General features: G+C 71.7%; 23 protein-coding genes. 5 read left to right on the top strand and 18 right to left on the bottom strand.

Annotated elements, in window-relative coordinates; translation table 11 throughout:
* Nucleotides 1-15 precede the first annotated feature (15 nt).
* The 7 genes from O7614_RS06950 to O7614_RS06920 all read right to left on the bottom strand — a co-directional run bounded on the left by O7614_RS06950 (nucleotide 16) and on the right by O7614_RS06920 (nucleotide 9,670).
* The gene (locus tag O7614_RS06950; RefSeq protein ID WP_278137642.1) at nucleotides 16-2,337 is read right to left on the bottom strand and encodes an EAL domain-containing protein; all 2,322 of its coding nucleotides are present in this window, start codon (nucleotides 2,335-2,337) and stop codon (nucleotides 16-18) included.
* Between the two features lie 191 nt (nucleotides 2,338-2,528).
* The gene (locus O7614_RS06945) at nucleotides 2,529-4,724 is read right to left on the bottom strand and encodes a tachylectin-related carbohydrate-binding protein (protein ID WP_278137641.1); all 2,196 of its coding nucleotides are present in this window, start codon (nucleotides 4,722-4,724) and stop codon (nucleotides 2,529-2,531) included.
* A gap of 283 nt (nucleotides 4,725-5,007) precedes the next feature.
* The gene (locus tag O7614_RS06940) at nucleotides 5,008-5,241 is read right to left on the bottom strand and encodes a zinc-ribbon domain-containing protein (protein WP_278137640.1); all 234 of its coding nucleotides are present in this window, start codon (nucleotides 5,239-5,241) and stop codon (nucleotides 5,008-5,010) included.
* Between the two features lie 170 nt (nucleotides 5,242-5,411).
* Nucleotides 5,412-6,281, bottom strand: coding sequence for an SRPBCC family protein (locus O7614_RS06935; protein ID WP_278137639.1), 870 nt, complete (start codon nucleotides 6,279-6,281; stop codon nucleotides 5,412-5,414).
* The gene (locus tag O7614_RS06930; RefSeq protein WP_278137638.1) at nucleotides 6,274-6,831 is read right to left on the bottom strand and encodes a helix-turn-helix domain-containing protein; all 558 of its coding nucleotides are present in this window, start codon (nucleotides 6,829-6,831) and stop codon (nucleotides 6,274-6,276) included. The genes O7614_RS06935 and O7614_RS06930 overlap by 8 nt, the downstream gene beginning before the upstream one ends.
* A gap of 101 nt (nucleotides 6,832-6,932) precedes the next feature.
* The gene (locus O7614_RS06925; protein ID WP_278137637.1) at nucleotides 6,933-8,276 is read right to left on the bottom strand and encodes a class I SAM-dependent methyltransferase; all 1,344 of its coding nucleotides are present in this window, start codon (nucleotides 8,274-8,276) and stop codon (nucleotides 6,933-6,935) included.
* A complete protein-coding gene (locus tag O7614_RS06920) occupies nucleotides 8,273-9,670 on the bottom strand; it encodes an FAD-binding oxidoreductase (RefSeq protein ID WP_278137636.1) in 1,398 nt (465 codons plus the stop codon). The genes O7614_RS06925 and O7614_RS06920 overlap by 4 nt, the downstream gene beginning before the upstream one ends.
* A 93-nt stretch (nucleotides 9,671-9,763) precedes the next feature.
* On the opposite strand from O7614_RS06920, the gene O7614_RS06915 reads away from it, so the two are divergent.
* Both O7614_RS06915 and O7614_RS06910 read left to right on the top strand, forming a co-directional pair.
* Entirely contained in the window at nucleotides 9,764-10,234 is a 471-nt protein-coding gene (locus tag O7614_RS06915; RefSeq protein ID WP_278137635.1) for a YbaK/EbsC family protein, read from the top strand.
* A gap of 82 nt (nucleotides 10,235-10,316) precedes the next feature.
* Nucleotides 10,317-11,030, top strand: a complete 714-nt coding sequence (locus O7614_RS06910) for an RICIN domain-containing protein (protein ID WP_278137634.1) — start codon at nucleotides 10,317-10,319, stop codon at nucleotides 11,028-11,030.
* 19 nt (nucleotides 11,031-11,049) lie between these two features.
* On the opposite strand, the gene O7614_RS06905 is transcribed toward O7614_RS06910, so the two are convergent.
* On the bottom strand, nucleotides 11,050-12,354 hold the full coding sequence (locus O7614_RS06905; RefSeq protein ID WP_278137633.1) for an MFS transporter: 1,305 nt from the start codon (nucleotides 12,352-12,354) through the stop codon (nucleotides 11,050-11,052).
* A gap of 52 nt (nucleotides 12,355-12,406) precedes the next feature.
* On the opposite strand from O7614_RS06905, the gene O7614_RS06900 reads away from it, so the two are divergent.
* Nucleotides 12,407-13,414 carry a helix-turn-helix domain-containing protein gene (locus O7614_RS06900; protein ID WP_278137632.1) on the top strand — a complete coding sequence of 336 codons (1,008 nt, stop codon included), beginning with the start codon at nucleotides 12,407-12,409 and terminating at the stop codon, nucleotides 13,412-13,414.
* 186 nt (nucleotides 13,415-13,600) lie between these two features.
* Here O7614_RS06900 and O7614_RS06895 read toward each other — a convergent pair whose 3' ends face one another.
* The 8 genes from O7614_RS06895 to O7614_RS06860 all read right to left on the bottom strand — a co-directional run bounded on the left by O7614_RS06895 (nucleotide 13,601) and on the right by O7614_RS06860 (nucleotide 22,153).
* Nucleotides 13,601-14,068 (bottom strand): hypothetical protein, encoded by a 468-nt coding sequence (locus O7614_RS06895; RefSeq protein WP_278137631.1) that lies wholly within the window; start codon nucleotides 14,066-14,068, stop codon nucleotides 13,601-13,603.
* A 28-nt stretch (nucleotides 14,069-14,096) separates the two neighbouring features.
* Nucleotides 14,097-16,052, bottom strand: a complete 1,956-nt coding sequence (locus tag O7614_RS06890; protein WP_278142181.1) for a VWA domain-containing protein — start codon at nucleotides 16,050-16,052, stop codon at nucleotides 14,097-14,099.
* A complete protein-coding gene (locus O7614_RS06885; protein WP_278137630.1) occupies nucleotides 16,052-17,512 on the bottom strand; it encodes a sigma 54-interacting transcriptional regulator in 1,461 nt (486 codons plus the stop codon). Before O7614_RS06885 ends, O7614_RS06890 begins: the two co-directional genes overlap by 1 nt.
* Before the next feature lie 57 nt (nucleotides 17,513-17,569).
* Complete coding sequence (locus O7614_RS06880) at nucleotides 17,570-18,646, bottom strand: hypothetical protein (RefSeq protein WP_278137629.1); 1,077 nt, start codon at nucleotides 18,644-18,646, stop codon at nucleotides 17,570-17,572.
* 76 nt (nucleotides 18,647-18,722) lie between these two features.
* Nucleotides 18,723-19,373, bottom strand: coding sequence for a response regulator transcription factor (locus O7614_RS06875; RefSeq protein WP_278137628.1), 651 nt, complete (start codon nucleotides 19,371-19,373; stop codon nucleotides 18,723-18,725).
* The gene (locus O7614_RS06870; RefSeq protein ID WP_278137627.1) at nucleotides 19,370-20,614 is read right to left on the bottom strand and encodes a histidine kinase; all 1,245 of its coding nucleotides are present in this window, start codon (nucleotides 20,612-20,614) and stop codon (nucleotides 19,370-19,372) included. The genes O7614_RS06875 and O7614_RS06870 overlap by 4 nt, the downstream gene beginning before the upstream one ends.
* Before the next feature lie 55 nt (nucleotides 20,615-20,669).
* Nucleotides 20,670-21,167, bottom strand: a complete 498-nt coding sequence (locus O7614_RS06865) for a hemerythrin domain-containing protein (protein WP_278137626.1) — start codon at nucleotides 21,165-21,167, stop codon at nucleotides 20,670-20,672.
* Between the two features lie 5 nt (nucleotides 21,168-21,172).
* Entirely contained in the window at nucleotides 21,173-22,153 is a 981-nt protein-coding gene (locus O7614_RS06860) for an aldo/keto reductase (RefSeq protein ID WP_278137625.1), read from the bottom strand.
* 70 nt (nucleotides 22,154-22,223) lie between these two features.
* Between O7614_RS06860 and mgrA the strand changes: the two genes are divergently transcribed.
* Nucleotides 22,224-23,219, top strand: coding sequence for an L-glyceraldehyde 3-phosphate reductase (gene mgrA / locus O7614_RS06855; RefSeq protein WP_278137624.1), 996 nt, complete (start codon nucleotides 22,224-22,226; stop codon nucleotides 23,217-23,219).
* A 145-nt stretch (nucleotides 23,220-23,364) separates the two neighbouring features.
* Nucleotides 23,365-23,487: a 50S ribosomal protein L36 gene (locus tag O7614_RS06850; RefSeq protein WP_030331473.1), complete on the top strand. Its 123-nt coding sequence runs from the start codon at nucleotides 23,365-23,367 to the stop codon at nucleotides 23,485-23,487.
* A gap of 53 nt (nucleotides 23,488-23,540) precedes the next feature.
* Here O7614_RS06850 and O7614_RS06845 read toward each other — a convergent pair whose 3' ends face one another.
* Together O7614_RS06845 and O7614_RS06840 are read right to left on the bottom strand one after the other, a co-directional pair.
* On the bottom strand, nucleotides 23,541-24,974 hold the full coding sequence (locus tag O7614_RS06845; RefSeq protein WP_278137623.1) for a fatty acid--CoA ligase family protein: 1,434 nt from the start codon (nucleotides 24,972-24,974) through the stop codon (nucleotides 23,541-23,543).
* Nucleotides 24,964-26,502, bottom strand: coding sequence for an NAD(P)-binding domain-containing protein (locus O7614_RS06840; RefSeq protein ID WP_278137622.1), 1,539 nt, complete (start codon nucleotides 26,500-26,502; stop codon nucleotides 24,964-24,966). Before O7614_RS06840 ends, O7614_RS06845 begins: the two co-directional genes overlap by 11 nt.
* Between the last annotated feature and the right edge of the window lie 42 nt (nucleotides 26,503-26,544).

The raw sequence follows: 26,544 nt of genomic DNA, 5'->3' as shown, positions 1-26,544 counted from the left end.
GCCGCTACGTGAGGGTCAAGCCCGATTCTGGCCCACCATGGCCGCGCCGTCCGGTCGCCCGTACAGATAGCCCTGACCGCGCGGGCAGCCGATCGCGGCGACGGCCTCGTGCTGGCGTTCGGTCTCCACCCCCTCGGCCACCACCGCCAGGTCGAACGCGCCGGCCAGTCGGGTGACCATCTCCACCGTGGCGTACGCGCGGTCGTCGGTACCCAGCCGGGTCACGAACGACCGGTCGATCTTCAGCTCGGTGGCCGGGATGCGGTGCAGGTAACTCAGCGAGGAGTACCCGGTGCCGAAGTCGTCGATGGCGATCTTGATGCCCAGCTCCCGGAGCTGGTGCAGCCGCTCCAGCACCGTCTCGGTGTCCTCGATCAGGGCCGACTCGGTCAGCTCCAGCGTCAACGCCCGCGGTGCCAGCCCGGCGGCGCTGACCGCCGAGGTGACAGTGGCGATCAGGTCCGGCCGGCGCAGGTGCGCCGCGGCGATGTTGACAGCGACAGTGGCCTCCGGCGCACGGCCGCGCCAGGTAGCGGCGGCCCGGCACGCCTCGTGGATCACCCACCGGTCGATCGGCAGGATCAGCCCGGTCTCCTCGGCCAACGGCAGGAACTTCGCCGGTGGCAGCATCCCCAGCCGGGGGTGCCGCCACCGCACCAACGCCTCGGCGCTGCGGACCGCTCCGGTGCCCAGGTCGACGATGGGCTGGAACTCCAGGTGCAGCTGGTCCTCGTCGACCGCGCGGCGCAGGTCGGCGATCAACTCGGCGCGGGACACCGCCGACTCGCGCAGCGCCGGCGTGCACGTCCGGTACGCGGACTTCCCGGCCGCCTTCGCCGCGTACATGGCGATGTCGGCGTCGCGCAGCAGGTCGGTGTGGGAGGCGTGCTGCGGACCGAACTCCGCGATACCGATGCTCGCGGACGGGTGCACCCCGACGTCCTCCTCGTCGTCGGACGGCCGCAACGCGTCCAGCAGCCGTTCGGCGAGCCGCTCCGGTGAGACGGGACGGTCGCCGTCGACAAGCACGGCGAACTCGTCACCGCCGAGCCGGGCGATCGTCCCGTCGCCGTTCACGGCAGCCCGCATCCGAGCCGCCAGCCCGGTCAGCAGGGTGTCACCGGTAGCGTGCCCGAACCGGTCGTTGACCTGCTTGAACCCGTCCAGGTCGAGCAGCAGCACGGCCACCGGTCGCCGGTCGCGCAGGGCCAGGCGCAGCCGCCTGTTGAACAGCAACCGGTTGGGCAGCCCGGTGAGCTGGTCGCCGTACGCGAGTCGGCGCAGCCGGGCCACCAGCCGCAGGTTCTCGTTGGCGGCCAACCCCTGTCGTACGGCGAGGGCCGCGAGCAACACCATCATGCTCACGAAGACCAGGTGCGGGGTCTGCCCGGTGGGCCGACGGGCCAGCACCACCGCGATGATCGCCCCGCCGACCGGTAGGTACGGCAGCGCTCCCCGCCACCAGGGCGGCAGGGGTGACTCGGCGGTGTCGTCGGCGCCGTCGCAGTCCGGCGGCGGCGGCTTGCGGGTGGCCAGGCCGATCAGCAGGTAACTCAGCGGCCAACACAGGTCGATCGGGTGACCGGCGGCGTAGTCGGCACGCGCGACCAGCGACACGTAGACGACGTCGGCGACGACCCGCAGGGTGAGACTCCCCGCGAGCAGGCTCATCGGCCGCCACATCGGCCGGGCCGGGCCGGACACCGCGACCAGGATGGTGAGCTGCATCAGGTCGAACATCGGGTAGAGCAGCCCCAGCGTTCGTGCCGTGTCGGCCAACTCGGCGGCGGCGACCCCCTGGTAGACCAGCACCCAGGCGATCGGCACCAGGGCCAGGGCGACGATCACCCCGTCCAGCAGGGTGCGGGCCCTCCCCACCGCCGTGCGGGGCGCCGACGGCGAGCTGAGCAGCGCGGCCGTACCGGTGAGGATGCCGGCGGTGAAGACCACCCCGACCACCGGGGTGTGCGGCAGGTCGCCGCCGACGAGGCGCTGAGCGGTCCAGATCGCCCGGCCCAGCGCGGCGAGCGCCATGGTGACGGCGAGCAGGGTCCAGAACCGACGCAGCGGAGCCGGATGACGACGGGCCACGCCGACGCAGGCGACGGTCGCCCAACCGGCCACCACCATCGCGCCCAGGTCGCTGACGAGCGCGGCACCGGGCAGCGCGGCGACCAGCCAGGCCGCCTCCACGGCCAGCACCGTGCCGGCGAGGAGCAGGCCGAGCCGGCCCGTCCGGGACGAGGCGAACGCGCGTCGGTCAGCGGGGTCGGGACGCGTGGGCGGCGCCGACGGGGTCGACACCACGACGGCCTGGCTCACGTCCTGCGGTGACACGGCGAACGCTTCGGCTCTCTCTCGTGGTGCGCACCCTCGACGCTGAGGACCGGTCCCGGCAAACCTGGCAAAGCCTAGCCAGCACCCGGATGACCCGCCATAGCCGAATGGCAGACCTGTCGATGACGAAAGGTGCGGACCGCCCGTCGCCGGGTGGCCCGCACCGTCACTTCGTCTCGGTGGTCAGCGCGTCACCAGCGGCGGGTGCTGTCCGGCCACGAGTCGTACGGCTGCGCGGAGAGCAGCGCATCCCAACCGGTGCTCGACGTGCCGGCGGGGACGTACGCCGTGAGGTCGGTGCCGCTGCCGTTGTACGGGCTGGTGTCCAACCAGCCGGTCACCACACCGTTCGCGTCGCGGCGGTAGTAGTGCCCGCCACCGGGCGAGAAGAGCGACGTGACGCCACCCCAACCGCTGCTGGCCGGATCGTCGCGGCTCCAACCGCCCGCAGCCGGGATGGTGTACGCGGCGAGGATGCCCGCGTTCGTCGTGGCGAGCAGCCGACCCTTGCCGGTGGCGGCCAGCGTGGGCACGCCGAACCCGCTGTCGATGACCACCGTGTTGGCGGTGATGTCGGTCGTCGCGTTGGCCGGCTTGGCCTTCGTCACCGTGTACCGCCGCAGGACACTGTTGGCTTGGCCGAACAGCGAGCCGAAGCCGTCGAAGACCAGCCGGTCGTGGCTCCACCCGCCGCCGATGGGGTCGGCCGTACGGGTGAAGGTCAACGGATCGGTGCTGGTGATGTCCACCCGGTACAGACTGCTGTTGTTGGTCACCAGCAACGTGTCCGAGTTGAGCGTCGCCATCGCCTTCGGGGAGAACCCGAGGGTCTGCGCCGACACCGTCGTGACCCGCTTCGCACCGGTCACCGGGTCGAGGGCCGTGTAGGACAACCGACCGTCCGGCTTCGCGCCGAAGACCGACACCACGCCGGCCCAGGGGCGGGCGGAGAGCAGGACCTGGTTCCACCCGCTCACGCTGACCGGGTCGTTCGGGAAGGCCGTGATGTCGGTGCCAATGCCGTCGAACGGGTTGGCGTCGCGGTAGCGGTCCAGTCGACCGGCCGAGGTGCGGGCGTAGTAGACACCACCGCCGGGCGAGAGCAGGTGCGTCGGCGCGGCCCAACCGGTCTTGGCCAGCTCACCGACCGTCCACGCGCTGTCACCGTTGCCGTAGACGCGGTACGACAGCAGCCGCCCGTCGGAGATCGTGCCGAGGATCCGGCCGGCCCCTGGTGAGGTGATGGTCTTCTGGCTGAAACCGGCGGAGATGAGGGTGGCCCGGTTGATGTCGGCACCCGTCGGCTTGGCGCTGGTGACCGTACGGCGGTAGAGCTGGTTGGTGGTGCCGTGGATGTAGTAGAGCGAGCCGTAGCCGTCGTAGGTCATCCGGTTGTACGGCGAGTAACCGGCGGCGATGTTCGTGGTGGTGTAGGTCAACGGGTCGAACCCGGTGACGTCCACCCGGTACATGGTGCCGCCGGTATCGGTGATCAGGATCGTGTTCTCGTTCAACGTGGCCATCGCCTTCGGCGCGAAGCCGAGGGCGACGGTGGAGGTCCGGTTGGCCCGAAGGTCACCGGTGGCCGAGTCGATGACGCTGTAGGTCAGCCGCCCGTCGGCCTGCACGCCGAAGATCTGGACGTCCGCGGTCTCCTCGTCGAGCCAGGCGGCGAGGTCGTCGACCCGGGTGCCGGTCGCGCCGTCGCGCGTCTCGACCTCGCCGAGGCAGCCCCGCTGCCACGAGGAGGTCACCACGGCCACCAGCGTGGCGACACCGGCGCTGTCGCGGAACACCGGCGCCCCGGCGTCGCCTCGGCACAGGGTCGCGCCGCTGGACGCGCCACTGAGCCCCACCGTGGTCGCCGCGACGGCGTCGACGGTGAAGGCCCCCTGGTGCAGCCGGTCCGGAACCCACTCGGTCGCCGTCCGGCCGTAACCTGTCGCGGTGAGCGTCTCTTCGGCGGTCGGCGCGGTGGAGGCCAGGGTGACCGGAACGACGTCGGTGACCGGCGACGAGAGGCGGACCAGCACGAGATCACGGTCCGGGTGCGGCTTGAGCGACGCCACGGAGCGCTGCTGACCGGTCGTGCCGGTGAGGTCGGTCCGGCCGACCAGCACGCTGCTCGGTTGACTCGGCGGACCCGCGACGACGGGCGTCGTGCCGGTGGCGAAGCAGCTCTTCGCCGTCAGCACCCAGTCCTGGTCGACGAGCGCGCCGGAGCAGGCCAACTCGGCACCGAAGCTGACTTTGACGTTGAAGCGGTAGCTGCCGTCCGGGACCGGTTCGGCACCGGCGACGGCTTGAGCTGCGCCGCCCAACAGGCTGGCGAGGACGGTGGCACCGAGCAGGGCTGCGCCCCACCGACGCCCACGGTGTGCTGACAAGTGGACCCCCCCGTGTCCGCGACGTGATCGCCCCCGGTTGGGCGACCGGCACGTCGACGGAATGACGGTAGTCGATTGTGGAGCGGCGCGATGCCCCGGTCAGCGGCCGGCGGATCGGTTCCAGGGTGAGCGGGGCAGCGCGGTGCCGGCCAGTGGGCGACGTGTGCGGCGGCGTTTGCGCTGGCCGGGGGTGCAGGGCGAACGGGCCACTGTGTGCACCGCCACGTCGGCCGGGGGCGATGGTCGACCGATCAGCCAGCAGAGGAAACGTTCCATCGACGGATCAGCCGACCGGGAGGCGCTGGGCGTCGGCCTTGGTGATCTCGTACTCCGCCCCGCAGAACGTGCACTGCTGCGCGTACCGGGTGCGGATCGGGATGAGCGGAATGAAGAAGAGGGTGAATTTCGTCGCCCGGCGCGTGATCACCTGCGCGGCGTGGTTGCCGCAGTGTCGACACACCTGCTGCACGACACCGGACCGGTCGACCTTGGTACGCAGACCAAAGATGAAGAACATCGCTCGCCAGTACCCATTCGAACCCGAAAAGTCACCAGGTCCGCCAGACCACGTCCCGCCCACGCGAGATCGCGCTCGAACCAGGATGTAGTGGCCTCAGGGAGCGGACGAGGCCACTACATCCGTGATCGAGCACGATCAAGCGAGGATCTCCGAGCGGTCAGCGTGACTCAGTTGGCGGGTGCGGGCTCCAGGCCGGGGATCTCCTCGGCGAGCCAGATCGGCTGCCAGTTCGGCACCTCGTGGAAGCGCCGCAGCTCGTACAGCCCGGCAACCGACCCGCTCCAGGCCCCGTACGGCGGGTTGGCCTCGTCGAAGCCGCTCTGCACGAAGGTCAGCGTGGTCCGACCGTTGGATTCGGCCAGCTCCCAGTTCGTCACACCGGTCGGGCCCCAGTCGACGGACATCCGCCGGCCGGGCTCCAGGTCGACGACCTTGGCCGCGTAGCCGGTCTCGAAGCCGCCCATGGCGTACCGGCCGCCGACCCAGGGCTCGATGCCGATCGGGTAGCCGAACCAGGCGCTGGCCTGCTCGGAGTCGGTCAGCGACTCCCACACCTTGTCGGCGGGGGCGGCGATGACCAGCTCGCCGCGCAGGTCGGCGGAGGTGAAGTCGGTGCGGGGCAGCAGCGGCTTGCCCTCCACGTGGGCGGCCAGGCTGGCGATGGCCAGCGCCCAGTACGTCTGGAGCACGCCCCGGATGGTGGAGCCGCTCATCGCCTCGGCGAAGTCGAAGTGGCTCTGGGTCAGCGTCAGCACGGTGCTGTCGGCGCTCTCGGCGGTCAACTGGAACTCGGTGGTGGTCTCCACCCCGTCGAGCACCCAGGCGAAGCGCAGCGTGTCGTCGTCGGCGTGCAGCAGTCGCTGATGCGGGGCGTCGCCCTCGGGCGTGTAGCGGCCCCAGAACTCGTACCGCTGGGGCAGCTCGACCTCGGCGTGCTCGGCCAGCCAGACACGCAGCTCGGCGGGGTCGGTGAGGGCTTCGCGGACGCGCCCGACGGGCGCGGAGAGACGTGCCGTGAGCTTCATCAGATCACTCATTGTCGTTCCCTTTCGGATAGCAGGCGACGGCCAGCTTGAAGGCATCCCCCTCGCTGCCGCCGTAGCGGGTGAACAGGTCCTGAAGTGCGGTTTGCAGGTCGTGCAGGAACTGCTGGCGCTGCTCCGCGGGCACCCGGATCTCGCCGGAGACCCCGATCGAGGGCAGTTCGGGCGCGGCCCGGTCCAGGGCGGCGATGTCGGCCTGGACCTCTTCCATCAGGTCGAGCAGGTAGCCCAGGCTCAGCTCGTCGCGGGCCTTGCGCAGCCCGATCCGGCCGACCAGCCGGGGGGACAGCCAGTAGGAGCGGGCGGCGGCCTGGTAGATGCCCTCCGTGATCCCCCGGACCTTGCGCTCGTTGACCAGCTCGACCAGGCCGGCCGCGACGAGCTGCTTGACGTGGTAATAGACGCGCTGTGGCGTCTGGTCGAGTCGGGCCGCGACCTCGGTGCAGGTGCGCGGTTCGGCCAGTTGCCGCAGCACCTCGACGCGTTGCGGCTTGAGCAGGACTTCGGCCTGCTCGATCTGCTCCAGGTACAGGACGTCTCTCATGGCAAAATCAGTTTGTACGTACAAAACTTGTTTGTCAATCGGTTCGCGAAAAGCCGCGCCGACGTTCTCGACGCGGCTTCCCGCGGGCACTCAGCGGATGGTCAGGGCAACCAGTCGGGTCGCAGCGGGTAGCCACTCACCCCGTCCGGGCCGTTGTGCGTGGCCAGCACCTGGTGCAGTTGGATGCCGTTGCGCTCGAACGCCATCCGCGACCCGGCCATGTACAGCCCCCACACCCGAGCGGTGCCCGCGCCCACCTCGGACACGCAGAAGTCCCAGTGCTCGACCAGGTTGCGACACCAGGCAGCCAGCGTCAGCGCGTAGTGCTGGCGCAGGTTCTCCTCGTGGTGCACCTCGAACCCGGCGTCGTGCACCTCGCTGATCAGCCGGCCCGGACCGGCCAACTCGCCGTCCGGGAAGACGTACCGGTCGATGAACGCCCCGGAGCGGTGCGGCGCCCGGTTGTCCGCCCGGGTGATGCAGTGGTTGAGCAGGCGGCCACCCTGCCGCAGGCGGCTGCGCAGCGCCCCGAAGTAGGTCGGGTAGTTGCGCACCCCGATGTGCTCGGTCAACCCGATCGACGAGATGGCGTCGAACTGCTCCGCCGGCGCGTCCCGGTAGTCCAGGTGCCGCACCTCGGCCAGCCCGGTCAACCCCTCCCGCTCGATCGCCGCCTGCGCCCACTGCGCCTGCGCCTTCGACAGGGTCACCCCGAGCGCCTTCACGCCGTACTCACGGGCGGCGTGGCGCACCATGCCACCCCAGCCGCAGCCCACATCCAGCAGCCGCATCCCCTTCTTCAACGCCAGCTTGCCGGCGACCAGGTCGTACTTCGCCGCCTGGGCCTGCTCCAACGTGTCGTCCGGAGACCGGAAGACCGCGCAGGTGTACGTCATCGACGGGCCGAGCACCTTCTCGTAGAAGGCGTTGGAGACGTCGTAGTGGTGCGAGATCGCCGTGCTGTCGCGCACCCGGGAGTGCCGCAGCCCGTTCACCACCCGCTTCCAGCGGGGCTGCGCCTCCTGCGGCGGTGCCGGCGGCGGCATCAGCCGCTCCCAGCCCAGCCCACGGACCAGCGCCAGCCCCTCGGCCAGCGACGGTGGGCGCAGCCGCAACTCGTCCTTGAGCACCCGCAACGCCTCGTACGGGTCGCCCGGGTGCACCCCCTGCAACGCCAGGTCGCCACTGACGTAGGCCCGGGCCATGCCCAGGTCGCCAGGGGCCGTGAGCAGGTACGACAGGCCACGCTCGGAACGGATCGCCAGGGTGATCCCGGCGTCGGACGGGCCGACGGCGCTGCCGTCGTACCCGGTGATCCGCACCGGTAGTGGTCCCGTGGTGACCGCACGGACGACATCCGCGACGGTCGGACCCGTGTGCCGGCCCCCCGCCGGCGGGGTGGCGGGAACGCTCGCCGCCCCTTGATCTCTGTCGGTCAGGCTCATGCTCGTGCTACCGCCTTTTCGTACAGTCCCGTCAGCCGGTGGTCCGGGTCGTAGCGGTCTTTCACCGCCCGCCACGTGTCGCCGCCGTACAGGCGGTCGAAGGCGTCCCGGTCGTAGTACGCGTCCGAGTAGAGCGACTTGTGGCCGCCCGACTCCGACACCCTGCGTTCGATCGTGCGGTTGACGTCGCCGTCGGCGGCGCCCGGCGCGATCGGCACGCTCCCCCAGAACCCGATGTTGACGTAGTCCTGCCCCGGCCGGAGTGGATACAGCGGCCAGGACCGCGCCGAGCCGGGCCCCGCCGGCTCACGCAGTCGCAACGGACACAGCCACACCGGGTTCATCCCCACCGCGCCGGCGAACCAGCGCAGGAAGTCAGCCGTCTCGTTCAGCGGGATCTCCACGTCCTGCACGACCCGCTCCCGGGCCGGCTGCCCGCGCAGCCGGTCGATCCGGGCCGCCACCTGGTGTCGGTGCTCCAGCCGGACCAGCCGGTGGTAGAAGTCGCTGCGCCGGTAACGTGCCGGCCAGAGCCGGCGGACGACCGGATGCTGCGCGCCGAACGCCGCCGAGCACCAGAACCAGTCGGTGTCCCAGCGCCACAGATAGTCGTACGCGGTGAGCACGTCGCGGGTGCGCCGGCGCAGCGAGCGGTAGTAGATCGCCTGGCCGGTGTAGTCGCTGGGGGGATCGGCCGCGTCGGTGAACCTGGCGAACACCAGGTACGCCTCACCGGGGCTGAACATCACCCCGTCCATCGCGTCCACCGGCTCGCCGGCCCAGGTGCGGGTCGCCGTCACCTCCGCGATCGCGTCGGTGAGCGCCTCCAGTCGGGTGAACCGGACGTTGCGCAACGCCACGTACCGGCCTACCGGTTGCAGCTCGATGCGCAGCCGGGTGGCGTAACCGAGGCTGCCCAGCGAGTTGGGGAACGCGGTGAACAGGTCGGCGTGCTCCCCGTCGGGTCGGGCGGTGACGATCTCGCCGGAGCCGGTGAGCACGTCCAACTCCTGCACCGACTCGTGCGGCAGGCCGTTGCGGAACGAGGTCGACTCGATCCCGAGGCCGGTCACCGCGCCGCCCAGGGTGATGGTGCGCAGCTGCGGCACCACCAGCGGCATCAACCCGTGCGGCAGCGTCGCGTCGACCAGGTCCTCGTACGTGCACATGCCCTGAACGTCGGCGGTACGGCCGGTCGGGTCGATCGACAGCACGCCGTCCAGGGCACTCACGTCGAGGCCCGGGGTCCGGGGAGCGGACCGGGGGCGGAACAGGTTGGAGGTGCGTTTGGCCAGCCGGACAGGCTCGCCCGTGGGCACCGCGGCGTACGACCGTCGCAGCGTGTCCACCGCTTGATCATGGTCAATGGGGTGATCCACACGCTCAGCGCGCATGTGATCACCTTACGCTCGCGTTTCGGAAACCGTGGGATGTCGACGATGGCAGTTTCCCGTCCGGACCGAGGCCCGGCGGTTACCGTGGCGGGCATGCCATCGCCCGCGATCACCGCCCTGGACGCCGCCCGACTGCCGTATCGGCTGGTCAGCCGAGGTGAGGTCGGCAGCCTCGCGGAGGCCGCGGCGGCGCAGGGCGTGGCCGTCTCCGACGTGGTCAAGACCATCGTGGTGCGCCGCGGTGAAGACGATCACCTGTTCGTGCTCACCCCCGGCGACCGGGTCATCTCCTGGCCCAAGCTGCGCGCGCTACTCGGGGTACAGCGGCTCTCCATGCCCGACGCTGCCGGCGCGCGGGCCGCCACCGGTTACGAACGCGGCACCATCACCCCGTTCGGCGCGAGCACGGCCTGGCCGGTGATCGCCGACGAGCGGCTGCGCGGACGGGAGATCAGTCTGGGCGCCGGCGAGCGTGGCCTCGCCGTCGCGCTCGACGCCGACGCCGCCATCGCCGCCCTCCACGCCACCGTGGCCGACGTCACCGACCCGCAGCCCACCCGCTGAGCGCTGCCGCAGGCGGCGTCCGGGTCGTCGACTGACGGCACCGACTGGCCGTGGCCGTCGGCGGTGGGTGAGGATGGCCCCTATGCCCGCGCCCGAGGAACGCCCCGACCCCGCCGGCACCGTCTACGGCGGTCACCGGACACCGCGCCCCGGGCCGCTGGCCGACCCGTTGCTGCGGATCGCGGTGGCGGTCGGGGTCGTCGGCGTACTCCTGGGGGTCGTCTTCGCCACCGGGCTGTTCGACGGTGACGACGAGCCGGCCGTGCCGGCGTCGGTCGGCTCGCCGTCCAGCCCGGCCCAGCCCAGCGACCCGGCGGGCGAGCCCACCCCGACCGCACCGGCCGAGCCGTCACCGACCCCGTCGGCCAGCACGCCGGCCGCCCCGCTCACCGGCCCTCGGGTGCTGCGCGCCGCCTCGGGCCTCTGCCTGGGGCTCGACGGTGACGGCGAGAAGGCCGAGGCCGAGTTGGCAGTGTGCACCGGCGGCCCGGAGCAGCAGTGGGTGGTCAACCCGGTCGGCGCGGACGTGGTGACGCTGGCCAACGCCGCGTACGGGCAGTGCCTCGACGTCGAGGGTGGCAGTCGGGACGACGGCGCGAAGATCATGCAGTACCCCTGCCACGGCGAGGCCAACCAGCGGTGGCGACTCGCCCCGACCGGCACCGGCCCGGTGCTGCTCGTCGCCGCGCACAGCGACAAGTGCGCCCAGGCCGACGACGACGCCGTCGAGGCCGGCGAGGACATCCGGCAGCGGCAGTGCGACGGTCGGCCGGCCCAGCAGTGGACGGTGAGCTGACCGGCCGACGCGTCGAGGTTCAGCCCCGGAAGCTCCACGCCCTGGGCGCGGTCGCGGCGGCCAGCACGGCCTCCGGGACTCCTCGGCCCGGTCGGCGGCGCAGCAGCAACGACAGCCCGGCCGCGCCGATCGACAGCGCGCCCGCCACGTACCAGGCCATCGCGTAGTCGCCCAGCCGGTCCCGGACCAGCCCCGCGCCGGTCGCGGCAACCGCAGCGCCAAGTTGGTGCGCGGCGAACACCCAGCCGAACACCACCGCTCCGGCGCCACCGAAGTACTCCCGGCACAGCGCCACGGTCGGCGGCACGGTGGCCACCCAGTCCAGGCCGTAGAAGACGATGAACACCAGCATGCTCGGCTCGGCGGTGCCGGAGAAGAGGCTCGGCAGCACCAGCAGGGACAACCCGCGCAGCGCGTAGTACATGCCGAGCAGCAGGCGGCTGTCCACCCGGTCGGTGAGCCACCCGGAGGCGACCGTGCCGACGATGTCGAAGAGCCCCACCAGGGCGAGCAACCCGGCCGCGGTGGTCTGCGGCATGCCGTGATCGTGTGCGGCCGGCACGAAGTGCGTACCGACCAGGCCGTTGGTGGTCGCGCCACAGATCGCGAACCCGCCGGCGAGCAGCCAGAACGGGCGGGTCCGGGCCGCGGTGGCCAGCGCGCCGAGCGCCCGGGTCGCCGCGCCGCCGGTTGCCGGCGGCGCCGCGACGACCTCGGTCGCCCCGTAGGCGGGCAGACCGAGATCCGCCGGGTGCTCGCGCAGGAACCACACCACCAGGGGTACGACCGCCAGCGCGGCTCCGGCCACGACGAGTGCCGCCGTGCGCCAGCCGTGGTCGCGTACCAGGATGGCGATCAGTGGCAGGAACACCAGTTGTCCGGCCGCCCCGCCGGCGGTCAGCACTCCGGTGACCAGGCCCCTGCGACGGACGAACCAGCGCCCGGTGACGGTGGCCACGAACGCCAGGGCCATCGAGCCGGTGCCCAGCCCCACCAGCACACCCCAGCAGAGCAGGAGCTGCCAGCTGGCGGTCATGAAGACCGTCAACCCGCTGCCGGCGGCGACCAGCAGCAACGCCACCGAGACCACCCGGCGGATGCCGAACCGGTCCATCAGGGCGGCGGCGAACGGCGCGGTCAGCCCGTAGAGCAGCAGGTTGACCGAGACGGCTGCGGAGATGGTGGCCAGTGGCCACCCGAACTCCTCGTGCAGGGGGTGCAGCAGCACCGAGGGGGTGGCCCGGAAGCCGGCCGCGCCGACCAACGCCACGAAGGCGACGGCGGCGACCAGCCAGGCGGGATGCAGACGGCGGTTCTTGGTCACCGGACCAGTCTGTGCGCGGTCCACCTGGGCGACGAGTGGCCGGAAAGCCATCATGCGCAATAATCGGGCCATGAACGCTCGCCCGCACCGGATCGCCGTGCTCGCCCTGGACCAGGTCGTCGGGCTGGACCTCGGCACTCCGTCCCAGGTGTTCAGCACCGCCCGGGCGGCCGACCAGACGCACTTCTACGACGTTCGGGTGTGCACCCCGGGTGCGCGCCCGGTCCGCAGCACCGCCGGCTTCCAGGTGATCCCCGACCATGGTCTGGAGCTGCTCGACACCGCCGACACGGTGATCGTCCCGGGCATCCACGCCGGCAACGCGTTGACCCTGGGCGTTGTCGAGCCGGAGGTGACCGAGGCGCTGCGCGCGGCGCACGAGCGGGGTGCCCGGATCATGTCGATCTGCACGGGAGCGTTCGTGCTGGCCGCCGCCGGGCTGCTCGACGGTCGTCGGGCGACGACCCACTGGGCGTACGCCGAGCAGTTCCGCCGCCTGCACCCCCGGGTGGACCTCGATCCGGGGGTGCTCTTCATCGCCGACGGCCCGGTGCTCAGCTCGGCCGGGGTCGCCGCCGGTATCGACCTCTGCCTGCACGTCATCCGCCTCGACCACGGCAGCGAGGTGGCCAACCGGGCGGCCCGCCGCTGCGTGATGCCACCGTGGCGTGACGGCGGCCAGGCCCAGTACATCGAGCGGCCGGTGCCGAAGGCGACCGACACCAGCACCGCGAGCGCCCGGGAGTGGGCGCGGCAGCGGCTGCACGAGCCGATCGCGCTGCGCGACCTGGCCGAGCAGGCGCGGATGAGCGTGCGCACCTTCACCCGGCGTTTCCGGTCGGAAACCGGCCTGAGCCCAGCGCAGTGGCTGCTGCAACAGCGCACCGACCACGCGAGGCTGCTGCTGGAGACGACCGACCTCACCGTCGAGCAGATCGCCCGCCGGTCCGGTTTCGGCACCACCGCCGCCCTGCGCCAGCAACTCCACCTCCGCATCGGCGTCGCGCCCTCCACCTACCGCCGCACCTTCCACCCCCGCCCCGAGATGGTCGAAACCTGATCCGAACCCTGCCGCGCCCCCTCGTGGAGCGCACGGACCCTGCCAAGACCAAGGGAGCAGGAGGTGGGGGCGCCGCTGCGAGCCTGATGCCGTTCCGGCATCAAGATGCCGCAGCGGAATCAGGCTCAACAGAGCGGGACGGTCGCTGCTGCGACACGCCGACCCACTGGCGAGCGCCACCGCCGCTCAGGCGCGGAGCAGGTGCAGTTGGGCCTGGTGTTTGGGCAGGTGGACCCGGGTGTGCAGGTCCAGGGTCCGGGACCAGGGCAGCGGCTCGTCGACGACGAGGTCGAAGCCCTCACGGAGGTGCGTCTCGACCGGGGTCTCCGCCGCCAGGCCGAGCTGGTCGACGAGCCCGCACAGACGGTCGCTGGTGCCGTGCAGCAGGGCGGTCAGGCCACGCAGCCCGCCCTGCTCGGCGGCCAGCGCGTCGAGCTGCGGACGGTGGATGTCCTCTTCCAGCTCGTAGTAGGCGAACGGTGACCCGGCCAGCAGCGCCTCGGTGGCCTGGATCATCAGCTCGTCGTTGGCGACCAGGTGCGCGACGATCTGCTCGGCGCTGAGCTGCCCCTCCGGGGCCGGACCGAACCCGCCAGCGTCCACCTCGGCGAACAGGGCCCCGTAGGCCCGCCGCAACCCCTCGCTCTGCGCCATCCTCCCAGTCAACCCGCCCCGCGGGGAGTTAGCGGCGGGATTGGCGGGAGCGCAGGTAGTCGGAGACCACGTACTCGCCGAGGTCGTCGGTGTCGGGCGTGAACATGCGCCCCCGGCTGCGGCGGGCCACCGCGTCGACGAAGCGCCGCAGACCCGGGTCGTCGCCGAGCATGAACAGGTTGAGCGTGGCACCGTAGCGGCTCAGCCGGTCGACCTCACGGACCGTCGCGTCGATCGTCTCCGGAAGCGGTGGCCAGTGGAACAGGGCCTCCCCGTCGTCCGGGTCCAGGTGCGCGGTGGGCTCCCCGTCGGTGACCACCAGCACCACCGGCTCGGCGTCCGGGTGCCGACGCAGGTGGCGACCGGCCAACCGCAGCGCGTGCTGGAGGTTCGTGCCCTGCTCCAGGTCCGGCTCGACGGCGGCCAACTCCTGCTGGGTGAGCGTCATGGCCTCCCGGCCGAAACCCACGATCTGCAGGGCGTCCTGCGGAAAACGCGTCTCCATCAGGTGCGCCAGCGCCAACGCCGTCTGCTTCATCGGCCCCCAACGACCCTGCGAGATCATCGAGTACGACAGGTCGACGCAGAGCACCACCGCCGCCGAGGCCCGCTTCTCGGTCTCCACCACCTCGAAGTCGTCCACCGCAAGCTGCACCGGGACCGTCGGTCCGCCCCGACTGACCGCCCGGGTCAACGTCCGGACCACGTCCAACGGCTGCTCGTCGCCGTACTCCCAGGGTCTGGACGCGCCGCTGACCTCGCCGGCGGCCCCCGCGGAACGCAGGTCGTGCTGACCCCGCGGCCCGGCGGTCAGGTCGGCGAAGACCCGTCGCAGCGCCGTCCCGCCGAGCCGGCGCAGCGCCTTCGGGCTCAGCGTGAGCCCGTCCGCGTCCCGACTCACCCAGCCCTGCCGGCGTAGCTCCCGCTCCAGATCGCGCAGCCGTCGGACGTCGTCGGCCGCGTCCCGCCCCAGCGTGCGGGCCACCGCTTCGACGTCCACGTCGTCCAGGGTCGCTCCCGGGTGCTCCTGGTCGAGCTGGTCCAGCAGGTCGTCCAGCTCGCCGATCTCACCCAACGCTCCGGCCGCGTCGGCGTAGTCCAACGGTTGCTCGCCCCGGACCCGCTCGCCGCGCCCCCAGCGCAGATCAGGGCGCAGCGCCCGCAGGTTCGCGTCGAGCGCGGACAACTCCCCCGCGAGGCGGTCGCCGAGCGACTGCTGCATGAGACCGGCCAGCTCGGCGCGCTGCCGGTCGGACAGCGAGTTCATCAACCGCTCACCCGCCGCCGAACGGCGGGCCAACACGTCGATCAACTCGTCGACCGTCTCCGGCTTCTCCGGGAAGAAGTCACCGTGTCGGCGCATGAACTCGGCGAACGCGTCGGTGGTGTCCTCCGCGCGACCGTGCCGGGCCAGCAGGTCGTTCAGGTCGCCCATCATCTCGGCGAGCCGCTGCTGGGCGGCCGGGTCGGCGGACGCCCGCACGGCGTCGCGCAGCCCGGCGAACCGTTGACCGAGCACGTCGTCGCGGAGTTGGTCGAGGATCTGCTGGTACGAGCGGCGGGCGTCGTCGCTGGCCCACTGGTAGCCGGACAGCTCCTCCACCGCCCGCGCGGTGGAGCGGGGCAGGTTGTCCAGCACCGACTCGGCGAAGCGCGCGGCGTCGTCGTCGCGGCCCCGCAGCGCGTCCCGCTCGGCGGCGAGGGCCTGGTCGAGCAGGGCCTGCGCCCGGGTCACCGCCCCGTCCAGGTCGCCGCGCCGCAGCGCCTCCCGGCGCAGCCGCCGGGCCCGGGCGGCCAGGTCGTCCAGCCCACCTCGCCCCTTGGGGCCACGGCGCAGCAGGTCGCGCAACGCCTCCCGCAGGCTGCCGCCGGCCAGCACCTCGGCGCCGACCGCGTCCACCGCCTCACGCACGTCGTACGGGGGTGCCAGCGGGTCCGGCCCGCCGTTCCACTGCCCGTACCGGAACCGGTTGCCGGCCACGATCAGCCCCGGCCGCCGTAGACGGTGCGCCCGGAGTCGGTGACGTCCTTGCCGAGCCGTCGGGTCAGATGCAGCCCTTCCAGCACGAACTCGACGGCAGCCGCCGCCTCCTCCGGGGTGGGCGCGTCGCCCAGGCCGAGCCGGTCGAGGACCTTCGCGAGGCCGGGTACGGTGCCGACCTGCCGCAGCAGTTCGGCGGCGCTGACCAGCTCGCCGGTCTCGATCGCCGCACCGTCCCCGACCAGCGCCGTGAAACCGGACAGGTCCAGCCCGGACAGGTGCGCCCGGAACGTCTCGGCGGTCGCGGTACGCAGCAGGTGCGCGAGGATCTCGATCTCCCGCCCCTCTTCGCCGCTCTCGAACTCCACCTTGCCGCGCAGGGTGCTGGTCACCGACACCGCGTCGCCAACCCGCGCCACCGCCGCCTCGGGGCGACCCTCCGGGTCACCGATGGCGGCGAGCAGGCCGGAGCGGCGCAGCGCGGCACCGGCGACGGTCTCGGCGGCGGCGATCGCGAACCGGGCGGAGACGCCGGAGCGCGGGTCCACCGACGGCGACTCGCGGACCGCGCGGGCGAAGCGGGCGAGCACCTCCAGCACGTGCTCCGGAACGTCGGCGACCAGGTCGGCCTCCTGGCGGATCAGCGCCAGCTCGAGCTCCAGGTCGACCGGGTAGTGGGTACGGATCTCCGCGCCGAACCGGTCCTTGAGCGGAGTGATGATCCGGCCCCGGTTGGTGTAGTCCTCCGGGTTGGCGCTGGCGATGAGGAGCAGGTCCAGTGGAAGCCGCAGCTGGTAGCCGCGGACCTGGATGTCCCGCTCCTCCAGCACGTTGAGCAGGGCCACCTGGATCCGCTCGGCCAGGTCGGGCAGTTCGTTGACGGCGAAGATGCCGCGGTTGGTGCGGGGCACCAACCCGAAGTGGATGGTCTCCGGGTCGCCGAGGGTGCGGCCCTGCGCGATCCGGATCGGGTCGACGTCACCGATCAGGTCGCCGACGCTGGTGTCCGGGGTGGCGAGCTTCTCGCCGTAGCGCATCGAGCGGTGCAGCCAGCCGACCGGCTGGTCGTCACCGGCCTCGGCGACCTGGGCGCGGGACGCCGGGGTGAGCGGGTGCATCGGGTGCTCGTTGAGCACCGAGCCGGGGATGACCGGGGTCCACTCGTCGAGCAGCGCGCCGAGCGAGCGGATCAGGCGGGTCTTGCCCTGACCGCGCTCGCCGAGCAGCACCATGTCGTGCCCGGCGAGCAGTGCCCGCTCGACCTCGGGCAACACGCTGTCGTCATAGCCGACGATGCCGGGGAATCGGGCCTCACCGGAGCGCATCCGGGCGAGGAGGTTGTCGCGGAGTTCCTGCTTTACGGTGCGGTACTGGTGACCGGCCGCCCGTAGCGCGCCGAGCGTGCTGGGCAGGTCGGCCGGTGGAACCGGGATTACCGGGTTAGGCGCAGTCACCCGACCCACGCTAGCTCACATCCGCCGGGGCGCCCCGCGCATCGGGGAGCACCCCGTCCCCCACCCTCAGCCCCGATCGCAGCGCCGGCAGGTTCCCCGGCGACGCAGGTGGTACGCGTACGTGGCGGCGCCGAGCGCCACACCCCACAGCGGCCAGAGCAGCATCGGCGCACCGGTCAGGCTGAAACCGCCGGTCAGCCGCCAGAACTCGGGGTTGCTGAGCAGTCCCAGTGTGGCCGCCGTCACCGCGATGGCGACCAGGGTGGCGGGCAGCACCGCCAGTGTCACCGGCACCCGACGACCGGCCAACCCGACCATCCACCGCGGGAACCGTTCACCCCAGCGCTGCACCAGGCCGAGGGTGAGGATCGCGCCGACGGTGGCGAACGCGCCGAGCCCGAACCCGGCCCACACCAGACCGCTCTCCTGCATCTCGGTCAGGAACTCCCGGGAGATGCCCAGCGGGATGCCGGCCGCCCAGGCGAACCGGGTCAGCGCGTACGTCAACGGGATGACGGCGGCGATGCCGGCGGCCCACCGGCCCCAGCGCGCGGCGGCGGCCGGGGTGGTCCACCCCCGGTCGGTGTCGTCTCGGCCGCAGCCGACGCAGGCCCCGGCGGTGCGCCGCTGCCAGGTGAGAACGGCCCCGGCCAGCAGCAGTCCGCCGGCCAGTGCGGCGAACCGGGCGAAGAGCGCCCAGTTGAAGACGTCGGAGTAGTCGATCGGGGGCCAGCCGAACGGCGCTCCGACGAGCAGGACCGGCAGGTAGCCGAGGACGACCAACACCCGGGCGTCCGGCACGACCACGGCGAGCAGGAACGCCACCGCCCAGCCGTAGCCGGCGAGCAGCGCCCGCAGCGGGCCGGGCGTGCGTGCCGCCGGGCGGTTCATGACCAGGGCGGTCACGGCGGCGGTCAGCAGCACGCCGGCGAAGAGTGGGGTGGCCAGGTCCACCGGCACCAGACGCAGCAGGTTGACGTCGCCACCGTGCTGGTCGTTGGTGCCGAACGGGTAACCAGTGGCGGTGAGCGTGCCGACCAGGGCGAGCACGCCCCACAGGCCGAGCCAACCGGCGGCCAGTGGGGCGAGCCGGTCCGGCCAGCGGGAGCCGGGGCGGGCAGGGGAGGCAGTGATGGTTGTCATGCTCTCAGCGTCGACCGATGCCCGGCCGATCCCCTCCCGAGCAGCGGTGAACCGGTTCCCCCGGGCGAGGGAACCGTCAGCCGGACGGGGTGACGAAGCCGGACTCGTAGGCGGCGATCACCGCCTGGGTGCGGTCGCGGGCGCCCAGCTTGGCCAGCACGTTGCCGACGTGCGTCTTGACCGTCTCCACGCCGACCACCAGGTGCGCGGCGATCTCCGGGTTGGATCGACCGGTGGTCATCAACCGCAGCACCTCGGCCTCCCGGTCGGTGAGCCGGGCGGCGCGCAGCCGGTCCCCGCCCACCGGCCCGTACGCGCCGACCAACTGACGGATCGCAGCCGGGAAGAGCAGCGACTCCCCCGCCGCGACGACCCGGACGGCCTCCACCACCTCGGGGGGCCGGGCCCGTTTGAGCAGGAACCCGGAGGCGCCGGCGCGAAGCGCCTCGTAGACGTACTCGTCGTTGGCGAACGTGGTGACCACCAGCACCCGTGGTGGGTCGGCCGAGGTGGCCAGCAGGTGCCGGGTGGCCTGGATGCCGTCGATGCCGGGCATCCGTACGTCCATCAGCACCACGTCGGGCCGGTGCCGGGCCACCAGCGGCGGCACCTCGGCCCCGTCGGCGGCCTCGGCGAGCACGCGCAGGTCGGGTTGGGCGTCGATGATGGCCCGCAGCCCGATCCGGATCAGTTCGTCGTCGTCGACGATGAGCACGCCGGTGGTCATCGTGCCTCCTGGTAGGGCAGGCGGGCCCGGATCAGCCACCGGTCGCCGTCCGGTCCCACGGTGATCCGGCCGCCGAGCAGCAGCACCCGCTCCCGCATGCCGTCCAGACCTCGACCGCCCTGTCCCAGCGGGGCCCTACCGGGGCGGCTCATCGCGTTGACCAGCTCCAACTCCAGTTCCCCCGGGTGCAGGTCCAGCCGCACCGTAACCGGCCCGTCGCCGTACCGGGCGGCGTTGGTCAGTCCTTCCTGGACGATCCGGTAACCCTCCCGGGAGACCGCCGGGGGCACTCGCGCCGGGTCGCCGACGCGATGCGCGTGCACCGCCAGCCCGGCCGCGCGGGCGTCGGTGACCAGCCGGTCCAGGTCGGCGAGGGTACGCTGCGGCGCCACCGCCGGCCGGTCGATGCCGTTCTCCCGGAGCAGCCCGAGCACGTGGTCCAGCTCGTCCATGGCGGTCCGTGCGGTGTCCTCGATGGCGGTGAGCGCCCGTCGGACGAACTCCGGGTCGGTGTGCAGGACCTCGCGGGCGGCCCCGGCCTGGAGGGTGGCGACGGTCAGCGCGTGGCCGATGGAGTCGTGCAGTTCCCGGGCCAGCCGGTTGCGTTCGGCGAGCCGGATGGCCTGCGTCTCCAGGGCGGCTATCCGCTCCGCCGGGGCGGGGCCGAGCAGCACCGGCGCCATCGAGCCGGCGAGCGCGCCGAGCCCGGCGACGGCGTAGCCGAGGCCGACAAGCAGGACCACACCGCTCACTGTCAACCAGCCGCCGTCCCGTCCGTCCAGCGGTCCGAACCGTTCGCGGCTGATCAGCTCGGTGCCGATGCCGAACTGCTGGGCGATGAAGGCGAGCGCCATCGGTAGGGCGCTGAACAGCGCGATCATCACCAGTGCGCCGACGATGAGGTGGGTGGCGATCCAGAGTGCGCTGCGCAGCCGGGTCTCCCGGTCGCCCCGGTGCCCGGGCGCGGGTTCGGGAAGGTCGATGCCGAGCAGGGCCCGTACGGCGGCGATCTCCAGTGCCCGGCTGCCGTCCAGCAGCAGCGGCAGCCCGGCGATCAGCGCCGCGATCACCAGCAGGACGTAGACCAGTGGGCGGGGGATCGCCGAGTCGGCGAACAGTTGGGCGAAGGTCACCGCGAGCACCCCGTACGGCAGTGCCAGCACCCCGCCGAGCAGCAGGAAGACGCCGCGTCGCCAGGTGGTGCCGGCGACCAGCGGGGTCAGCGCCGCGCGGAGGGTCACCTCGTCATTCTGCTGCCGAGGTGGGCTCGGGCGACTCCCCCGTGCCGGGGAGATCTCAGCGGTGGTCGTCGACGTACTGCTGCGGGTCCTTGTCGCGGAACGGCAGGTTGCGGCCGTTCTTGTGCTCGCCGTAGAAGGTCAGCCAGCGTTGCCCCAGCTCGGCGCGGAGTTCGAAGCTGGCGTGCCGGCGGAAGTCGGGCAGCGCCTCGTCCTCCTCCTCGGCGAGGTGCTCGCTGTTCTCCCGGCGGGCCGTGCCGACCGCCGCCCACCACTGGTCCGAGCCGACCGGGTGCAGCTTCGCCTCGGCGATGGCATCCCGGATCTTGTTGTGGTCACCGATCGCGTCGGCGGTCTCGTCCTCGCCGTCGTCGCCGTGCTTGACCAGGTGCGGGTAGAGGATCGCCTCCTCCGCCTCGGCGTGGATGTCCAGGTGCAGGGCGAGGGCGTCCCAGACGGCGAGCATCTCCTGCTCGTCGCGGGCGTCGTCGAGGCGGGCGAAGCCACGCCGGAAGGCGGCGTGGTCGTCCAGGATCAGTGCGGTGATGTCGTCCACTGTGCTCACTTTCCCGTCGGGCCGGTGATCCGGGCCCGTACCATCGCCGGCATCGCGGCGAGGCCGGTGACCGGTCGGAAGCGTTTCGCGGTCTCGGCCAGTGCCGCGTACTCGTCGTCGGCGAGGTCGATGTCCGCGGCGGCGGCGTTGCGTTCCATCTGTTCCACCCCGGACGCCCCGGGAATGGCGAGCACGTTCGGGTGGCGCAGCAGGTAGGCCAGCGCGATCTGACTGGGGGTGGCGTCGTGCGCGTCGGCGACCTGGCGCAGCGTGTCGATGAGCACGGCGCCGCGCTCCAGGTTCTCCGGCAGGAAGTACGGGCTCGCCCGCCGGACCGCGCCGGCCGGCGGGTTCTTCGCGTCGTATCGGCCGGAGAGGAAGCCCTGCGCCAACGGGCTGTACGCGATGACCACCCGGCCGGCCTCCCGCGCGTACGGCAGCAGGTCCTGCTCGGGCGCGCGGTCCAGCATGCTGTAGCGGACCTGGTTGCTGAGCACGCGCCGGCCGAGCGCCGCCTCGGCGACCCGCCAGCGGCGCAGCCCGTAGTTGCTCACCCCGACCTCGCCGACCAGCCCGACGTCCTGCAAGGTCCGCATGCCGCGCATGGTGGTGTGGTCGGCGACCAGTGGGTTGGGTGAGTGCACCTGGTAGAGGTCGATGCTGGTGACGCCGAGCCGGGCCGCGGAGGCGACCGCCCGTTGCTGCACCACCGCGGCCACCGGCAGCACCGGCAGGATCTTGGAGGCGATCACCACCTTGGGCCGGTCGTCGCCGAGGGCCGCGCCGAGGATCCGTTCGCTGCGCCCGAAGCCGTAGATCTCCGCGCTGTCGAAGACCGTCACGCCCAACTCCACGGCCCGTCGGACGATCTGCGCCGCCTGCTGCTCGAACTCCCGGCCGTAGCCCCATTCGCGGGAGCCGAACTGCCAGGTGCCCAGCCCGATCTTGGACAGCGGTTTGGGAGTGTCGAGCGCAATGAAACGCATGGCGTCGAAACTACCCCGATGTCCTGGTTCGCACGCGCTATCCCCGCCAGCACCTGCCAGAGCTAGGCTCATGATCGTGACCTACCTCGCCGCGGATGACCGCTACGACTCCATGACCTACCGGCGCAGCGGGCGCAGTGGCCTGCGGCTGCCCGCCGTCTCCCTCGGCCTCTGGCACAACTTCGGTCCGGACCGACCGTTCGAACGGCAGCGCGACATCGTCCGGCGCGCCTTCGACCTGGGTGTCACCCACTTCGACCTGGCCAACAACTACGGCCCGCCGCCCGGTTCGGCGGAGGAGAACTTCGGCCGGATGCTCGCCACCGACCTGAAGGCGTACCGGGACGAGCTGGTCATTTCCAGCAAGGCCGGATATCTCATGTGGCCCGGCCCGTACGGCGAGTGGGGTTCGCGCAAGAACCTGATCTCGTCGTTGGACCAGTCGCTGGGCCGGATGGGGCTGGACTACGTCGACATCTTCTACTCGCACCGGTTCGACCCGGACACCCCGCTGGAGGAGACGATGGGCGCGCTCGACGCCATCGTCCGCTCCGGCAAGGCGCTCTACGTCGGCATCTCGAACTACAACTCCGAGCAGACCGCGCGGGCCGCCGCGATCCTTCGTGACCTGGGTACGCCGCTGCTGATCAACCAGCCGTCGTACTCGATGCTCAACCGTTGGACCGAGTCCGACGGCCTGCTCGACACGCTGGAGCAGGTCGGGGCGGGCTGCATCGCGTACAGCCCGCTGGCCCAGGGCCTGTTGACCGACCGGTACCTGGGTGGCATCCCGGCCGACTCGCGGGTGCGCACCAGCGTCTTCCTCAACGAGAGCGACCTCAGCGAGGAGAAGATGGCCACCATCCGGGGTCTCGGCGCGGTCGCCGATCGGCGCGGCCAGTCCCTCGCGCAACTCGCGCTGGCCTGGGCGCTGCGCGACCCGCGGATGACCAGCCTGATCATCGGGGCGAGCAGCGTCGAGCAGTTGGAGACGAACATCGCCGCGCTCGACAACCTCGACTTCACCGCCGACGAGTTGGCCGAGATCGAGCGGCACCTGAGCTGAGCACCGCCGGGTTCCGGGCGGCGCGGGTCACCAGATCCGACGCCGCCCTCCCCACGCAGGGTCGGCCATCGGCGCAGAGGGCGGGAATCCCCGGGGTGGGCATGGCGTTTCGATACCCGGAACCGCTTGCACCGAGGAGGCAGAGATGAAGGTACGTAGCTCGTTGCGTGCGCTGAAGCAGAAGCCGGGTTCGGTGGTGGTCCGCCGTCGCGGCCGGACGGTCGTGGTGAACCGCGCCAACCCGCAGTGGAAGAGCCGCCAGGGCTGACCCCGCCCTTACCGGACATACAGTCGACAACCGCCCCTGACCGGATGCTCCGGTCAGGGGCGGTCTGCGTGTACGCCTCGGTCCTGAAGTGGTACACGCTGGGCGAGTGCACGCTTGTCCGGTTTGCCGCTCGGAGCGAGCGGAACCCGGTCGATGACCGTGACGGTTCGCGGCACCGCAAGATCGTTCACCTGTGCGGCCACGAGCTTGCGCAACACGTCCGGGTCGGGCGTCCTCCCGGCCACCGCCACCACGAAGGCGTGCACGGCCTCGCCGGTCACCTCGTCCGGGCACCCGACGACGTACGCCTCGCCGACCGTGGCGTCGGCGGCGAGCGCCCGCTCGACCGGTCCGGCGTGGACCAGCTGCGCGTTGACGATGATGACTTCTCGTGCGCGTCCGAGTAGCCGCAGGTACCCGTTCGCGTCGAGTTCCCCCAGGTCACGCGTACGCACCCAGCCGTCCACGAACACCTCGGCAGACTCGTCCGGGTCCTGCCAGTACGAGGACGCCTGCGCGGGTGTGCGGACATAGATCTCGCCGTCGCGGAGGGAGACGTGCACGGCCGGACGACCGACCGTGGCGAGCGTCGCCGTGTCGGCCAGCATCTCGGCGGGGGTCACCATGGCGATCATCGACGTCTCGGTCTGCCCGTACCCGTGGAAGACCACCGGACCCAGCACGTCGAGCGCTTCCGCCAGTCGGCCCGGCGCGAGCGGCGACCCGGAGACCATCAGCGCCCGCAGGTGACGCAGGTCCACCGGGTTGGCGCGGTGGTCCCGGATCAGCTGGTGCAGCTTGCCGACGGTGATCACGCTCGCCGTGGCCCGGTGTTCGACCAGGGCGTCCGGGAAGACCGGCCGGGGTGCCACGACGAGGGTGCCGCCCGCCGCGAGGGCGAGGACGCCGTACTCCAGCATCACCTGGCTGGCCAGCGAGCCGAAGACCAGGTAACGCTGCAACCGGGTGGCCAGTTCGGCAATGGCCGGCGGCCACCGGTGCGGGTACGGGGCCCAGGCCGCCGACATGGCCGCATAGGTCTGGACCACGCCCTTCGGTGTCCCTGTGCTCCCACTGGTCCAGATGATCCGCGCGGGATCCGCAGCCCGTCCCGCCGCGACGAATGGCAGCCCGTCGTCGGGATAATCGGCGAGCGAGGCCAGCCGCGCCGAGTCGACCACGAGGGAGCCGGACAGCTGTGCCGGGCTCAGGTCGGCACGCCACCCGGACACCCGCGCCCCGACGGCGAAGGCGGCCATCGTGGCGGCGAAGGCGGCGGCGGTTACCGGCAGATCGAGCGTGACGCCCACTCCGGGCCCCACGCCGGACGAGCGCAGCCCGACCGTGATGCGCCGGATCAGACCCGCCATCTCCGAAGCGGTCGTGACGACCGGCCCGTCCTCGAAGACCGGCCGGTCCCCGCCGTCGGCCAGGAGGTCGAGGACGGGCTGCGGCCAGACGTCAGCGGGCATCGGCTCAGCGGGCATCGGCGAGGACACCCTTGACGAAGACCTCGAGGGGCTGCCGATGCACTGTCGGCAGATCCCAGTTGTTCTCCAGGTTCTCCGCCAGGTGGTGCTCGGCGACGACCTGCCCGTCGCGCAGCACCCGCACGACGGGGTGGAGATAGCTGGCGTCGTGAGCGGCGTTCGCGTCGTTCTCGGCCGGACGCGGCACCGTGATGTCGAACGGGTCGACCTGGTCGTGGTCGGGGCCGTACTCCAGGGTGACCAGGAACGCGAACACGTCCGGCTCCGCGTCCCGCAGGTAGGCGACCGGCACCTCCTCGCGGTAGCAGGCGGCTTCGCCCTCGACAGTGATCACGTCGCCGAGCACCGAGAACTGCTGCCACAGCGCCGAGGTCACGTTGATCCGGGCGATTATCGACTCGGCGATCGCCTCCGGCGTCAGGGCGATCTGCCGGGACGGCCAGGGCTGCCCGTGGTGCCGCTCGCGGAGGATGTGGTGCAGTGCGCGGGTGGCATAGCGGAAACCGTGGATGAAGCCGTTGGTGGACTTCTTGAAGTCACGCTGCTGGCTGAGGGTGCCGGCGAAGTAGAGACCGCTGACGTTCACCGACTCGAAGGCCGGCGTCTGCGCCGGGAACCGATCGTTGATGGCCAGCTCCGGCCGGGCGGACTCGGCGAAGATGGACGCGTCGAAGCGGAATCCGGTGCAGAGGATGACCCGGTCGTACTCGATCTCGCGCAGATTCTCGACCGTCCGGGCGTACCGGAAGAGCACCCTGAACCCGCCACCCTCCCGCCGGCTGATCTGCTCCACAGTGCCGTCCAGGACGGCGTTCTGCGACTTCAGCTGATAGGTGTCCAGGAAGTTGTTGTTCACGGCGCGCAGGTGCCCGACGTAATGGGACTGCCAGGCCAGCTTGATGGAGTGCGGACCGGCGACGTGAATCGTCGCGGCGGTCTCGACGAGCGCGTCCGCGGTCTCGAAGGCTGAATTGCCCTTACCGATGATCAACACGCGTTGGTTGACGAAGTCGGCGGGGTCGACGCTCACCGTGTCGTAACGCTCGGCCAGGTCCGCGCCCTCGATCGGCGGCACGTAGAGCTGGGAGACGCCGGTGGCGACGACGATTCTCCGTGCCGTCCACCTGTCGTCGCCGGCCCGCACCGTGAACACGTCACCGACCTTCGACACGGAGGTCACCCGGGTTTCGTAGCGGACGCGCAGACCCCGCGCGAAGTCGGCAAGATAACGCACCAGATCGTCCGCGGCCGGAAAGTAGCGCGTGCTGTAGTTCTTGAAGAGCAGCGCCGGATCGTCGGTCAGCAGCGAGTTCCAGTCCGACCGCAAATTGAACTCCGGGTCCTCCGATCCGGTCCACACCTTGTTGATCGAAATCAGCTGGCGATGCCGGGGATAGGTCTCGAAGAATGTGCCCGGCCGAGGGCCGCCCTCCAGCACCACGTAGTCGTGACCGTCGCGTTCGAGGAGGGCCGCGAGCTGTAGACCTGCCGGCCCGGCTCCGATGATCAGGCAATCGTGCGTCATGGGCCGCAATTTACTGAGGCAATTTCAGAGAGCTCTGAGAAA

The sequence above is a fragment of the Micromonospora sp. WMMD961 genome, from assembly GCF_029626145.1.
Taxonomy (GTDB): domain Bacteria; phylum Actinomycetota; class Actinomycetes; order Mycobacteriales; family Micromonosporaceae; genus Micromonospora.
Note: the sequence above shows the minus strand (reverse complement) of the source record. Positions and strands in the feature narration are given on the sequence as shown.